We start from the raw sequence: 12,719 nt of genomic DNA on the forward strand, positions 1-12,719 counted from the left end.
ACCATCGCGAGCATAAGGGAGATCGGCGTTGAGCGCTGTCGAAACCAGGGAAGGCTTCCTGCCCTTCCGCGACTACAAGACCTGGTACCGTGTGACCGGCAATCTGCAGAGCGGTCCGCTGCCCCTGGTGGTAGCCCATGGCGGCCCGGGCTGCACCCATGATTATGTCGACAGCTTCAAGGGCATCAGCGCGCTCGATGGCCGCGCCGTGATCCATTACGACCAGCTCGGCAATGGCAAATCGACCCATCTGCCGGACAAGGGCGCGGATTTCTGGACGCCGGCCCTCTTTCTGGAAGAGCTGGACGCGCTGCTTTCCCATCTCGGCATTCGCGACCGCTATGCCTTTCTCGGCCAGTCCTGGGGCGGCATGCTGGGGGCCGAACATGCGGTGCTGAAGCCCGAGGGGCTGAAGGCGCTCGTCATCGCCAATTCGCCTGCCAACATGCACACTTGGGTGGCCGAGGCGAACCGCCTGCGGCGCGACCTGCCGGCCGAGGTTCAGGCCACGCTTCTGGCGCATGAAGAGGCCGGCACACTGACCCATCCCGATTATATCGCCGCCTCGCGCGTGTTCTATGATCGTCATGTCTGCCGCGTCACGCCCTGGCCGGAGGATGTGGCGCGCACCTTCGCCGCCATGGACGAGGACAACACGGTCTATCGCCACATGAATGGCCCGACCGAATTCCACGTCATCGGCACGATGAAGGACTGGACGATCGAGGAGCGGCTGCCGCAGATCGCGGCGCCGACGCTTCTGATCTCCGGCGCTTATGACGAGGCGACGCCGGAGGTGGTCCGCCCCTATCGCGAGCGCGTGCCCAATATTCGCTGGGTGCTGTTCGAGGAATCCAGCCACATGCCGCATGTCGAGGAAAAGGCGGCCTGCCTCAAGGCCGTTTCCGACTTCCTGAAGGAGCATGACTGAGGTGCGGCGGGGCCGGCGAAAGCATTGAGATCGCCCGCCCTCTGTGCTGAATCCGGCTTTCGAGCCCTTTGAAGGCGCCGCTCGGTTCGCACGACCGGCGGCGTCTTTTTCGTCTCAGCGTGCCTTATGCCGATTTTCGGTCCGCTACTCCGGGATCGCGGATGAAGGCGAGCAGGCGCGCCGCCGTTTCCGCCACCGGGCCTTCATTGACGATGACGAGATCATAATCCTCCGGTCGATCCTCGACCCGGCGGGCAAGCCGCGCATGGATCTCCGCAACCGTCTCGCGCCCGCGTGCGGCCAGGCGTTCGGCCAGCACGGCCGGGCTGGCCGTGATCAGCACGGTTTCCATGCGGGGAAAGACGGCGCGGAAATGTGGGAGCGCATGGCGCGAGCCGTTGACGAGGCGGATGCCGCCCTCGGCCACTGCCCGGCAGGTCTCGCGAGGAATGCCATAGGCCAGCCCGTGCGCCTCCCAGGCGACACAGAAGCGGCCCTCGTCGCGCATGCGCGCAAATTCCGTTTTGTCAGTGGCGTGATGCGCCTCGCCGCCGGCCTCGACCGGTCGGGTGATGACCCGGCGAACGACATCGAAATCGACCGCCGGGGCCGCTTCCTCGGCAAGGCGTGCACGCGCGTGATCGATCAGCGTGTCCTTGCCGGCCCCGGAGGGGCCGACGACCACGATCAGACGGCCAGTTGCGCAGATCGTCGCGGACGCGGCCGCCGACGGCACGGTGTCGGGCTGCCCTGCCTCGGTCTGCCCGCTCATGCCACGCGCGCACCCTGGCGCCAGACGGAGCGCACGACCGGCATGCCACCGGCGTGGCGCACCCGCACGAGGTCGGCGCGCAGGCCCGGGGCGATGCGGCCGCGATCGTCGAGCCCCACGGTCCTGGCCGGGGTGGCGGTGACCAGACGGATGGCGGTGGGCAGGTCCATGCCGCTGTCCGCCAGGATGAAGGGCGCGTGGATCAGGCTCAGCGGCACATAATCCGATGAGAGCACGTCGAGAACGCCGCGCTCGGCCAGATCGCGCGCGGCGATATTGCCGGAATGCGACTTGCCGCGCACGATGTTCGGCGCGCCCATCAGCACGCTCATGCCCTCGGCATGGGAGGCGCTGGCGGCTTCGAGGCTGGTTGGAAATTCGGCGAGACGCACCCCATAGCGCTTGGCCTCCTCGACATGATCGAGCGTGGCGTCGTCATGCGAGGCGATAGTGATGCCGCGGCGGTGGCATTCGCTGGCGATCGCCTCGCGATGATGGGCGGCATAGAGCGCGGAGGCTGCCTGCCGGCGCGCGACGAACTGGGCGAAGGCCTCGTCGGAGAGGCCGCGCTTGGTCTTATAATAGAGCGTATACTGATCCATGGTCTGGAACTGGCGCTGGCCGGGCGCATGGTCCATCAGCGAGGCGAGGCGGACGGTCTCCACATCGTGAAAGGCCTCGAAATGCTCGAGCACGTCGGCAGACGAGACCTCGCAGCGCAGGTGGATCAGATGGTCGGCGCGCAGCCGGTCCTCGCGCGCGGCGAGCGCCAGCGCATCGGCCATTTCGCGCATCTCGCCGGGCACAAAGCCCCCATCCTCGTCCGAGCCCATGCGCAGGCAGTCGAACACCGTGGTGATGCCTGAGGTGACCACCTGGGCATCATGCGCCTGGATGGCCGAGATCATCGACCAGCGCACGCCCGGGCGCGGGGAATAATGGCTTTCCAGATGGTCGGTATGCAGCTCCACCAGACCCGGCAGCAGATAGTCGCCGCCCAGATCCTCGCCGGCGGCCACCCTGCCTTCGTTCACTTCGGCGATCTTGCCATCGCGCAGCACGAGCGTGCCACCCTCGATCAGCCGGTCTTCCAGAACCAGCGTGGCGTTGGTGAAGATGGTTTCCTGGGTCATTGCGCAGTCTTTCCATTTCGGCAGGGATGATGTGGGTCAGCCACAAGATAATGTTCAAAAATAGGTCACGGTTCGGGCGAAGCCGGTTCGCCCGGACAAGGTCTTCCGGTCTCGGCGGCTCTTTACCTCAGCGACGGGGATCGGTGCCCATCAGCTTCTGCCGCAGGCGGCTGGAGGCGACGTCGAACAGGAAGGTGACGAGCAGCGTCAGTAGCACCATATAGGCGACATTGGCCCAGTTCGAATTGGTGCGCATGGCTTCCCAGAGCTTCAGGCCGATGCCGCCAGCGCCAACCGCGCCGATGGTGGCCGCATCGCGAATGTTTGATTCCCATTGATAGAGTGTCTGGCCGGCCATGACGGGCGCCACCTGGGGCATAGTGGCATAGCGGTGGGTCAGGATCGTCGATGCCCCCGTCGACTGAATGCCCTCGCCGGGCTTCTTGTCGATATTTTCGAGCCCCTCGGCATAGACCTTGCCAAGCGTGCCGGTCTCGGTGAGGAAGATCGCGCCGGCGCCGGCCAGCGGGCCGGGGCCGAAGGCGCGGGTGAGAAACAGCGACCAGATCAGAAGGTCCATCGAGCGCAGGAAGTCGAAGAAGCGCTTGATGCAGCTGCCGAGGAAATGGTTCGGCGTGATGTTGCGCGCGGCCATGAAGGCCAACGGAAAGGCCAGAACCGCCCCGAGCAAGGTGCCGAGAAAGGCCATGACCACGGTCTGTGCGAGCTTCACCCAGACATCGCCATGCTGCCAGGCGGAGTTGTTCCAGATATTGTCCAGAGCCAGAGACAGGTTAGACTGACTGGGATCGAGCCGCGCGTCGGAAAATATCAGGCCAAGTGTTTCGGAGGCGGATTTTCCAAAGAAGGGCGAGCTGGTGTCGAAGACGAAATTCGCCCATCCGAAGAAGCGCTTGCGAACCTTGACGCGATCTGCGGAGAGGCTGACATCGCCGGAAAAGCCGAGATCGGCCAGCACGTCCTCGTCATAGACCGTCACCCAGGCTGGCGGCTTCCCCTCGATGACCGGCTTGCCGCTGGTCACATCGATGTGGACGGTGGCGCCGCGCGCCACGATCGTTGTGCCCGTGGTGGCGATCGTCACGCCGCCGCTGCCGAAAGGAATGAATTTCGAGCCGTCGGGCTTCGTCACGACCCAATCCGGATGCGGGTCGTCGCCAAGCGGCGAGAAGCGCGGGTAGCGGATGGTGATGCCATCTTTCCCCAAACGAAACTCCGGCTGAACGTCATAGCTGACCCACTGGCGCAGATAGAGGCCCATGCGGAACCATTGCGCTTCCGAAACGATGCGCGGAATGTCGAAGAACCAGAGCGCATAGACGCCGTAAAGCAGCGTGGCCATGACGACGATCAGCGGCATCAGACGCTGAAGCGGCTTGCTTTTGAGAAGATGCGCGTGGCGCGCTTCGATCTCCTGGCGGTGGGCGGCGGTGATCTGGCTCATGACGGTCACACGTGCTGGAGGATGAGGTCGTCGCCGACAAGACGGCGGCGCAGCCAGGCGGAGAATTGATCGACGGCGACGACGGTCAGGAACAGAAGCAGCATCATCGCCAGCGTCTTGGCACCGAAGCCGCGTGAAATCGCCAGCTTCAGCTCCTCACCGATGCCGCCCGCGCCGACCGCACCCAGGATGGTGGAGGAGCGGACATTGATCTCGAACCGCAGCAGACCGTATGAGAGATAGTTGGGCAGCACCTGGGGCAGCACGGCAAAGCGCATGCGCTCGAACCAGTTGGCGCCCACGGCGCCGACCCCTTCATGCGCCTTCATGTCGATGTTTTCCGCCACCTCGTAGAACTGCTTTCCGAGCGCGCCGATGGCATGCAAGGACACGGCGATGATCGCGGAAACCGGGCCAATGGAAAGAACGGCGGCGAAAAGACCGGCGATGACGATTGTCGGAAAAGCGCGCAGGAATTCCAGGGTTCGCCGGGCAAGAAAGCAGGCCGGGCGCGAAGGCGAAAGGTTCTGCGCTGCGAGTAGGCTCAGCGGCACCGCCACGAAAAACGAGATCAGCGTCGCGACCATCGCCACGTTGAGCGTGACGAACATCAGCTGGAAATATTCCGGAATGTAGAACGAGCCGAAAACATAGACCCGCCCGACATCGAAATTATACTCCTCGCTGCCCGTATCGTGCACGCTCGGCAGATCGAACAGAGCACGCCAGACATCCGACCATTCGCGCGGCATCAGCCAGCTCGTAAAGTCGAACAGATGCGGCAACCGGTCAAAGAAGTGGCCGGCATTGCTCTCGTCGGCGAACTGGACCGAGGCGACGAAGGCATAGGCCAGGATCAGCAGACCGATGATCGTGTAAAGCCGCCGCGTGAAGATCATGCGGCTCCATTCCGTGTGGACGGAATGGACGGCGGGCGAGATGTGATGAGCGCGAGAAGACGTCATGGCGGGAACTTTCCGGAAACGGACGGCCGCGTGACCTGCGGCCGTCCAGAATGCAAGACCGCGCCGGATCAGCCGCCGATCGACTGCTTGCGGACGTCGATGATGGCGTCGTAGAAGCCCGGTTCGACCTTGACGTAGCCGACATAGTCGCCGCCTTCGACGGCGTTGAAGCACTTGGCGTCCTTCTTCGGCAGGGCCATGAAGAAGTCGGTCAGCTTGGTCTTCCACTGGTCGTCGAGCTTGTTCTGAACGACGAGCGGGCCGTTCGGGATCAGCGGCGAGCGCCAGACTTCGACCAGCTTGTTCGGATCGACCGTGCCCTTGGCGACGACCTTGTGGAAGGTGCCGGAGGTGAAGCCATCCTTGAAGTCGCCGATACCCGAGGAATCGTCGACGGCAATATCGACCTTGCCGTCATAGGCGGCGAGAAGGTTGTTCTCGTGGCCGCCATTGAACTGGGTCTTGGCGAAATACTTGTCGTTCGGCATGCCGGTGGTCTTCGGGATCTGCGTCAGGGGAACGAGGTAGCCCGAGGTGGAGTCCGGATCGGCATAGCCGAGCGTCTTGCCCTTGGCGTCGGCGATCGACTTGATGCCGGAATCCTTGCGGGCGAGACCGATCGAGTAGTAGCCGGTCGAGCCGTCGGCCTGCTTGGTCGTCAGGATCGGGGTGACGGCCTTGGCATCCTTCAGATAGATCTTGGCATAGCCGGAGGCGCCGAGTTCGGCGAAATCGAGCGTGCCGCCGAGCAGGCCCTGGATCACGCCGTCATAATCGGCGGCCGGGAAGAGCGAGACCTTCTCGAAGCCGAATTCCTTCTTCAGGTGGTCGGCCAGGCAAGCATAGTTGCGCAGACGGTCGGTTTCGTTTTCGCCACCGAGAATGCCGATACGGAATTCCTTGAGGTCCTGTGCGACAGCGGAGCCGGCGAGCGCGGCGAGCGCGACGGCGGCGAGCAGGGTCTTCTTCAGCATGGTTGCTCTCCTGTTTGTCCGGCATCATGCCGGAAGCGGATCATGAGATATCGTCCCGCCGGAGGCGGCGGGTGGCAGTCGCCGCGTCGTGCCGGATCTCAGGCGTTCGCCATCGATCCTTCGCGCGCGGATGGGGTCGCCCCGACCTGGGCGGCGATGGCCGAGGCGGGAAGGGCAGTGGAGGTCATGCTCTCATCGATGCCGACGCCGTCGCGGCCCGTGCCGTAGATCGCCGAGACCGCCTGCGCGGTCAGCGCGTCGGGCGGTCCGTCGAACACGACGCGGCCCTGGGCCATGCCGATGATGCGCTCGCAATAGCTGCGGGCGGTGTCGAGCGTGTGCAGGTTGGTGATGACGGTGATGCCCTCGCGCTCGTTGATGTCGCGCAGCGAGTCCATCACGATCTTGGCGTTGAGCGGATCGAGCGAGGCGATCGGCTCGTCGGCCAGAAGCATCTTCGGCTCCTGCATCAGCGCGCGGGCAATCGCCACGCGCTGCTGCTGGCCGCCCGAAAGCGTGCCGGCCGCCTGCAGCGCCGTCTGCTCGATGCCGAGCCGTTCCAGCGCGGCAATCGCCAGGATGCGCTCCTCGCGGGTAAAGAGGCCGAGCACGCTGGACAGCGTCGAGCGGCGGTTCAGCCGGCCGAGCAGAACATTGGTCAGCACGTCGAGGCGCGGCACCAGGTTGAACTGCTGGAAGATCATCGCGCAGTCGCTCTGCCAGCGCCGAAGCGCGGCACCCTTGAGCTTGGACACGTCGAGATCGCCAAAGCGGATAACGCCCTCGCTCGGATCGACCAGGCGGTTGATCATGCGCAGGAGCGTCGATTTGCCGGCGCCGGAGCGGCCGATGATGCCGACCATCTGGCCATGCGGGATGGTCAGGGTCACCTGATCGACGGCAGTCTTGCCATGGAAGCGGCGGGTGACCTGTTGAAGCTCGAAATTCATGAGCCGGCTCTTTAATTGGATCGGGATGGGCTGCCTATGCCTTTGACCCGATCCGTGAACTGGTCGTGTCAGTTTGATGTCAGTTTTGTAAAACTGGCGAAAAGCCCGACCTCAGCCATCATATTTGATCAGGAAATCCTCGGCCGACAGGCTGCGGAAGTCTTCGAGTGCTGCGCGCAGCCGGTCGTGCTCCCAGTCCCACCAGGTCAGCCGGTCGAGCCGCGCGCCGATTTCGGGGGCAAAGCGCGGGCGGATCGGCCGGGCCGGCACGCCGCCGACGACCGTATAGGGCGCGACATCGCGGGTGACGACGGCGCCCGCGCCGATGACCGCGCCATTGCCGACGGTGACGCCGGCCACCAGCGTGGCGCCATGGCCGATCCAGACGTCATGGCCGATAACCACGCGTTTTGCCCGGCGGGCGGCGAAGAAGTCCGCTTCGTTTTCCGCATCGGGCCAGTAGTCGCCGGCGCGATAGGTGAAATGATGCATCGTCGCCCGGTCCATCGGATGATTGGTGGCGTTGATGCGCACGTCCGCAGCAATATTGACGAACTTTCCGATTGTGGTGCACCAGACCCGGCCGCCCTCCATGATGTAGGAATAATCGCCAAGTTCGGTCTCGGAGATGCGGCAGAACTCGGCCACTTCGGTATAGCGGCCGAGCGTGCAGGCGCTGACGCGCGCGGTCGGGTCGATCAGGGGTTCGATGGAGAGCTTGGTCATGCGGCAGCGTCCTTGCGGGCGGAAAAGGCGGAGACGTCGATGATGCGGTCGGCTACGCGGGCGCGCACGTCGTCATCGTGGAAAATGCCGAGGAGCGCGGTGCCGGCCTGCTTGCGGGCTTCGATCATCTCGACCACCACGGCGCGGTTAACCGCGTCCAGCGAGGCGGTGGGTTCGTCGAGCAGCAGGATCCTGTGATCGGTGATGAAGCCGCGGGCGATGTTGACGCGCTGCTGCTCGCCGCCTGAGAAAGTGGCCGGCGGCAGGCGCCAGAGCGCTTCCGGAAGATTGAGCCGGCTTAGGAGTTCGGCGGCCTTGTCGCGTGCGGTTTCGGCCGCTTCGCCGCGGGCGATCAGCGGCTCGGCCACCACGTCGATCGCCGCCACGCGCGGCAGGGTGCGCAGGAACTGGCTGACATAGCCGAGCGTCGCGCGGCGGATGTCGATCACCGCGCGCGGGCTGGCCGTGGCGAGATCGACGAAGCCGCCCGCATGCTCGATCAGGATCTGCCCGGCATCGATGGCGTAATTGCCGTAGAGCATCTTCAGGATCGAGGATTTGCCTACGCCCGAGGGGCCGCCGAGCACGGCGCATTCGCCGGCTTTCAGCGAGAAGCTGACATTGTCGACCACGGGCAGCACCAGGCCGCCGCGCAGATGCATGGTGAAGCTCTTGCGAACCTCGCTGACGACGAGAGGCGTCGACATGGCATGTCCTTTCGAAAACAGGCCTCAGACCTGCAGGATGGAGGAGACGAGCAGCTGGGTGTAAGGCTCGCGCGGGTCGTCGAGCACGCGGTCGGTCAGCCCCGCCTCGATCACCCGCCCGTCCTTCATCACCATCATCCGGTGCGAAAGCAGCCGGGCCACGGCGAGGTCATGGGTGACGAGGATCACGGCCAGGCCGAGATCGCTGACGAGGCCGCGCAGGAGATCGAGCAGGCGCGCCTGCACCGAGACGTCCAGGCCGCCGGTCGGCTCGTCCATGAACACCAGGCGCGGGGCGGTGACGAGGTTGCGGGCGATCTGCAGCCGCTGGCGCATGCCGCCGGAAAAGGCGCGCGGCGGATCATCGACGCGGTCGGTGTTGATCTCCACGCGCTGCAGCCAGTCCACCGCCGTCTCGCGGATATGGCCGTAATGGCGCGCGCCCACCGCCATCAGCCGCTCGCCGACATTGGCGCCGGCCGAAACCGTCATGCGCAGCCCGTCGGCCGGGTTTTGGTGGACGAAGCCCCAGTCGGTGCGCATCAGGAAGCGCCGCTCGGCCTCGCCCATGTCGGACAGCGCGCGCAGGCGGCCGTCGCGCATGCGGTATTCCACGCGGCCGGCCTGGGCCTGCAGCCGGCTGGAGACGCAATTGAGCAGCGTCGTCTTGCCGGAGCCGGACTCGCCCACGATCGCCAGCACCTCGCCGGGCCACAGGTCGAAGGACACGTCGAGGCAGCCGATCCGCCCGCCATAGAAGCGCGACAGGTTGCTGACTTTGAGAAGCGGTTGTTCTGCTGTCATCATCTCCTCCTGGGGAGCTGCAGAAAGGAAACAGGGATCAGGCGGGCACGCCGAGCGGGCCCACATGGCCGGCCTCGCGCCGCTCCTCGCAGAAATCGGTGTCGGAGCAGACGAACATCCGCCCGCCGCGATCGTCGAGCACCACTTCGTCGAGATAGGAGTGGGTCGATCCGCAGAGCGCGCAGGGCTTGTCGAAGCGCTGGATGGTGAAGGGGTGATCCTCGAAATCCAGGCTCTTCACCTCGGTGAAGGGCGGCACGGCATAGATGCGCTTCTCGCGGCCCGCGCCGAACAGCTGGAGCGCCGGGGAGCGGTCCATCTTCGGATTGTCGAATTTCGGGATCGGCGAGGGGTCCATCACATAGCGGCCGGCCACCTGCACGGGATAGGCATAGGTGGTGGCGATATGGCCGTTGCGGGCGATGTCCTCATAGAGCTTCACATGCATCAGGCCGTATTCTTCCAGCGCGTGCATCATCCGCGTCTCGGTCTCGCGCGGCTCGAGGAAGCGCAAGGGTTCGGGGATCGGCACCTGATAGACCAGCACCTGGCCTTCGCTAAGCGGCGCCTCGGGAATGCGGTGGCGGGTCTGGATGATGGTGGCGTCGCGCGTATGGGTCGTCACCGCGACATTGGCGACCTTCTCGAAGAAGGCGCGGATGGAGACGGCATTGGTGGTGTCGTCGGCGCCCTGGTCGATCACCTTCAGCCGGTCTTCCGGCCCGATGATGGCGGCGGTCACCTGCACGCCGCCCGTGCCCCAACCGTATGGCATCGGCATTTCGCGCGAGGCGAAGGGCACCTGATAGCCGGGAATGGCGATGGCCTTCAGGATGGCTCGGCGGATCATCCGCTTGGTCTGTTCGTCGAGATAGGCGAAATTGGTGCGGGCGATGCCCTCGATCGCGCTCATTGTGCGGCCTCGCTGGTGATGGCGTCCTCGTCGCCCGCCTGGCCGGCACGCTTGGCCTCGTATTCCGCGCGCATGCGGCGCACGAGGTCCAGCTCGGCCTGGAAGTCGACATAATGCGGCAGTTTCAGGTGCTCGACGAAGCCGGTCGCCTGGACGTTGTCGGCATGCGACAGAACGAATTCCTGGTCCTGCGCCGGGGCGACGATGTCCTCGCCGAATTCGTCGGCGCGCAGCGCCCGGTCGACCAGCGACATGGCCATGGCCTTGCGTTCCGACTGGCCGAAGACCAGGCCGTAGCCGCGGGTGAACTGCGGCGGCTCCTTGGCCGAGCCCTTGAACTGGTTGACCATCTGGCACTCGGTGATGCGGATGCGGCCGAGCGGGACGGAAAAGCCGAGCTCCGGCAGCTCGATCTCGACATCGGCAAGGCCGATGCGGATTTCGCCGACGAAGGGATGGGTGCGGCCATAGCCGCGCTGGGTGGAATAGGCGAGCGCGAGCAGGAAGCCCTCGTCGCCGCGCGCCAGAACCTGCAGCCGCGTGTCGCGCGGCATGGGGAAGTCCAAGGGCTCGCGGGTGATGTCGCCGGCTACATGATCCGGGCCGAAGCTGCCATCGCCTTCCACCAGGCCTTCGCCGTCGAGAATGTCGGAGACGCGCATGACCTTTTCGCCCGAGACGGCGCGGCGGGCAGGGGTCTCAGGCTCGGCCTCTTCGCCCGCGAGATCGGGGTCGAGCAGGCGGTGGGTATAGTCGAAGGTGGGGCCGAGCAACTGGCCGCCCGGCAGATCCTTGTAGGTGGCCGAGACGCGCCGCTCGATCTGCATGGCCGCCGTTTCGAGCGGCTGCGAGATCGCCAGGCGCGGCAGGGTGGTGCGGTAGGCGCGCAGGAGGAAGATCGCCTCGATCATGTCGCCGCGCGCCTGCTTGACGGCAAGGGCTGCAAGGATCGGATCGTAGAGCGAGGCCTCGGCCATGACGCGGTCGACCGCGAGCGAGAGCTGGCCGGCGATCTGCGCCAGCGAGAGGGCGGGCAGATCGCGCGGGCCGCGACGCCGGTCGGCAAGCAGGCGGTGGGCCTCGGCGATGGCGGTTTCCCCGCCCTTGACGGCGACATACATGGAACGCCTCCATTCTGGCGGACACGGCCGGATCGGCGCGTCGGTCCGCGAAGCGATTGGATCGGTGCGCCGCCGCCCTGAAAGGCGGCCGGCGCGAGATGCTGTCAGCGCATCGGATTTTTCCGAAAACCGGTTCCCACTTTTCGGTCCGATGCGTTTAGCGCAGGATGCGCAGCGTGCGCGGCAGGCAGAGGCAGGCATCGCCCGCCGTGAGGATGAGATCGACCCCGCGCGGAAACTGGGCGCCGTTCTCGGCCCAAAGCGCATCGAAGGCATCGGGCAGGCCGAGCGGCGCGATCGTCGTCTCCCCGTCGATGCCGGGGCCGGCGACCCGGCGTGCGGTGCCGCCGGACAGGGCCTCGAGCTCGATGATGACCGTGGTCGAGCGATCGGGATAATCCTGCGTGCCCTGGGCGAAGCCCGAGAGCGGCGGCAGGGCCGCGGCCTTCTCCACCAGCGCGAAACGGGCCTGCAGCCGGTCGGCGGCAATCGGTGCGCCTGTCTGGAACGAGAGCCAGGAGGCGACCGCAGTGGCGGCAAGGCCCTGCGTCAGATGCACCGGCGTATCCTGATCGAACAGTGTCAGCGCGATCGTGCCCTGAGCCGGCGAAAGCGGCGCCGGCGGGCGGGCGGGATCGGCAAAGACATGGATGCGGCCCGGCCGGGCCATGGCGTCCATGATCCCGCGAAAGGCGGCCTGCGCGTTCGTCACCGGATCCTGGAAGGCGCCGTAATAGGCGGCGTTGGCGGCTTTCTGCGGCATCAGTCCTCTCCCCGCACCATGGTAAAGAAGTCGACCCGGGTCGCGGCCGTTTCCTCGGCGCGGCCTTCGTCATCCGCCGTCAGGCGCGCCTCGATCTCTTGCGTGAGCGCGGCGACCCTGGCGGTGAAGGCCGCGGTCTGGCCGAGCGCGTCGAGAATGGCCGCCAGCCGGGCATGGGCCCGGTCGCTGCCGAGCAGCTGGCCATGGCCGATCGTGCCGTCCTCGAGGCGGATGCTGGCGCGGCTCATCGTGGCCTCGCCGAGGTTGAAGGGCGCGCCGCCGCCACCGATGCGCCCGCGCACCATGACCAGGCCGGTTTCCGGGCCGCGCACGGGATGTACCGCGACGTCGCTCGCCTCGCGTTTCAGAAAGGCTTCCAGCTGGCCGCGCTCGGCCCGGGCAAAGAGGCCCATCCAGGCCCGGCGCCGCAGGTCCGGCCTGCCCTGTTCGCCGGGGGCGATGCCGGGTCCCGGCACGGGGCCGGCATGAGGCTGA

14 protein-coding genes are annotated in these 12,719 nt (G+C 65.9%); 1 reads left to right on the forward strand and 13 read right to left on the reverse strand.

Annotated features, from left to right (window positions below; all coding sequences use genetic code 11):
- Positions 1-28: 28 nt before the first annotated feature.
- The gene (locus tag BJF92_RS01085; protein WP_075632922.1) at positions 29-931 is read left to right on the forward strand and encodes a proline iminopeptidase-family hydrolase; all 903 of its coding nucleotides are present in this window, start codon (positions 29-31) and stop codon (positions 929-931) included.
- A gap of 124 nt (positions 932-1,055) precedes the next feature.
- Here BJF92_RS01085 and phnN read toward each other — a convergent pair whose 3' ends face one another.
- From phnN to phnG, 13 genes are all read right to left on the reverse strand, one after another.
- Positions 1,056-1,703, reverse strand: coding sequence for a phosphonate metabolism protein/1,5-bisphosphokinase (PRPP-forming) PhnN (gene phnN / locus BJF92_RS01090; RefSeq protein ID WP_078057782.1), 648 nt, complete (start codon positions 1,701-1,703; stop codon positions 1,056-1,058).
- On the reverse strand, positions 1,700-2,836 hold the full coding sequence (locus BJF92_RS01095; RefSeq protein WP_075632923.1) for an alpha-D-ribose 1-methylphosphonate 5-triphosphate diphosphatase: 1,137 nt from the start codon (positions 2,834-2,836) through the stop codon (positions 1,700-1,702). The genes phnN and BJF92_RS01095 overlap by 4 nt, the downstream gene beginning before the upstream one ends.
- 127 nt (positions 2,837-2,963) lie before the next feature.
- Entirely contained in the window at positions 2,964-4,301 is a 1,338-nt protein-coding gene (gene phnE, locus BJF92_RS01100) for a phosphonate ABC transporter, permease protein PhnE (protein WP_075632924.1), read from the reverse strand.
- Positions 4,302-4,306: 5 nt separating this feature from the next.
- Entirely contained in the window at positions 4,307-5,266 is a 960-nt protein-coding gene (gene phnE / locus BJF92_RS01105; protein ID WP_075632925.1) for a phosphonate ABC transporter, permease protein PhnE, read from the reverse strand.
- A gap of 68 nt (positions 5,267-5,334) precedes the next feature.
- On the reverse strand, positions 5,335-6,240 hold the full coding sequence (phnD, locus tag BJF92_RS01110; protein ID WP_075632926.1) for a phosphonate ABC transporter substrate-binding protein: 906 nt from the start codon (positions 6,238-6,240) through the stop codon (positions 5,335-5,337).
- Positions 6,241-6,338: 98 nt separating this feature from the next.
- Entirely contained in the window at positions 6,339-7,190 is an 852-nt protein-coding gene (phnC, locus tag BJF92_RS01115) for a phosphonate ABC transporter ATP-binding protein (RefSeq protein WP_075632927.1), read from the reverse strand.
- A gap of 111 nt (positions 7,191-7,301) precedes the next feature.
- Entirely contained in the window at positions 7,302-7,916 is a 615-nt protein-coding gene (locus tag BJF92_RS01120) for a DapH/DapD/GlmU-related protein (RefSeq protein WP_075632928.1), read from the reverse strand.
- Positions 7,913-8,623 carry a phosphonate C-P lyase system protein PhnL gene (gene phnL / locus BJF92_RS01125; RefSeq protein WP_075632929.1) on the reverse strand — a complete coding sequence of 237 codons (711 nt, stop codon included), beginning with the start codon at positions 8,621-8,623 and terminating at the stop codon, positions 7,913-7,915. The genes BJF92_RS01120 and phnL overlap by 4 nt, the downstream gene beginning before the upstream one ends.
- Before the next feature lie 24 nt (positions 8,624-8,647).
- Positions 8,648-9,427, reverse strand: coding sequence for a phosphonate C-P lyase system protein PhnK (gene phnK / locus BJF92_RS01130; protein WP_075633011.1), 780 nt, complete (start codon positions 9,425-9,427; stop codon positions 8,648-8,650).
- A 37-nt stretch (positions 9,428-9,464) separates the two neighbouring features.
- The gene (locus tag BJF92_RS01135; RefSeq protein WP_075632930.1) at positions 9,465-10,340 is read right to left on the reverse strand and encodes an alpha-D-ribose 1-methylphosphonate 5-phosphate C-P-lyase PhnJ; all 876 of its coding nucleotides are present in this window, start codon (positions 10,338-10,340) and stop codon (positions 9,465-9,467) included.
- Positions 10,337-11,461, reverse strand: a complete 1,125-nt coding sequence (locus tag BJF92_RS01140) for a carbon-phosphorus lyase complex subunit (RefSeq protein WP_075632931.1) — start codon at positions 11,459-11,461, stop codon at positions 10,337-10,339. Before BJF92_RS01140 ends, BJF92_RS01135 begins: the two co-directional genes overlap by 4 nt.
- A 157-nt stretch (positions 11,462-11,618) precedes the next feature.
- Complete coding sequence (phnH, locus tag BJF92_RS01145; RefSeq protein WP_075632932.1) at positions 11,619-12,224, reverse strand: phosphonate C-P lyase system protein PhnH; 606 nt, start codon at positions 12,222-12,224, stop codon at positions 11,619-11,621.
- Positions 12,224-12,685 (reverse strand): phosphonate C-P lyase system protein PhnG, encoded by a 462-nt coding sequence (gene phnG / locus BJF92_RS01150; protein ID WP_280938369.1) that lies wholly within the window; start codon positions 12,683-12,685, stop codon positions 12,224-12,226. Before phnG ends, phnH begins: the two co-directional genes overlap by 1 nt.
- Positions 12,686-12,719 lie beyond the last annotated feature (34 nt).

The organism is Xaviernesmea rhizosphaerae, from assembly GCF_001938945.1.
Classification (GTDB): domain Bacteria; phylum Pseudomonadota; class Alphaproteobacteria; order Rhizobiales; family Rhizobiaceae; genus Xaviernesmea; species Xaviernesmea rhizosphaerae.

Excerpts from the sequence above, each read along its gene's own strand:
- phnE (WP_075632924.1), bottom strand. The coding sequence starts at position 4,301 with ATGAGCCAGATCACCGCCGCCCACCGCCAGGAGATCGAAGCGCGCCAC.
- BJF92_RS01135 (WP_075632930.1), bottom strand. The coding sequence starts at position 10,340 with ATGAGCGCGATCGAGGGCATCGCCCGCACCAATTTCGCCTATCTCGAC.
- phnL (WP_075632929.1), bottom strand. The coding sequence starts at position 8,623 with ATGTCGACGCCTCTCGTCGTCAGCGAGGTTCGCAAGAGCTTCACCATG.
- BJF92_RS01120 (WP_075632928.1), bottom strand. The coding sequence starts at position 7,916 with ATGACCAAGCTCTCCATCGAACCCCTGATCGACCCGACCGCGCGCGTC.
- phnD (WP_075632926.1), bottom strand. The coding sequence starts at position 6,240 with ATGCTGAAGAAGACCCTGCTCGCCGCCGTCGCGCTCGCCGCGCTCGCC.
- phnN (WP_078057782.1), bottom strand. The coding sequence starts at position 1,703 with ATGAGCGGGCAGACCGAGGCAGGGCAGCCCGACACCGTGCCGTCGGCG.
- phnC (WP_075632927.1), bottom strand. The coding sequence starts at position 7,190 with ATGAATTTCGAGCTTCAACAGGTCACCCGCCGCTTCCATGGCAAGACT.
- BJF92_RS01095 (WP_075632923.1), bottom strand. The coding sequence starts at position 2,836 with ATGACCCAGGAAACCATCTTCACCAACGCCACGCTGGTTCTGGAAGAC.
- BJF92_RS01140 (WP_075632931.1), bottom strand. The coding sequence starts at position 11,461 with ATGTATGTCGCCGTCAAGGGCGGGGAAACCGCCATCGCCGAGGCCCAC.
- phnH (WP_075632932.1), bottom strand. The coding sequence starts at position 12,224 with ATGCCGCAGAAAGCCGCCAACGCCGCCTATTACGGCGCCTTCCAGGAT.
- phnK (WP_075633011.1), bottom strand. The coding sequence starts at position 9,427 with ATGACAGCAGAACAACCGCTTCTCAAAGTCAGCAACCTGTCGCGCTTC.
- phnE (WP_075632925.1), bottom strand. The coding sequence starts at position 5,266 with ATGACGTCTTCTCGCGCTCATCACATCTCGCCCGCCGTCCATTCCGTC.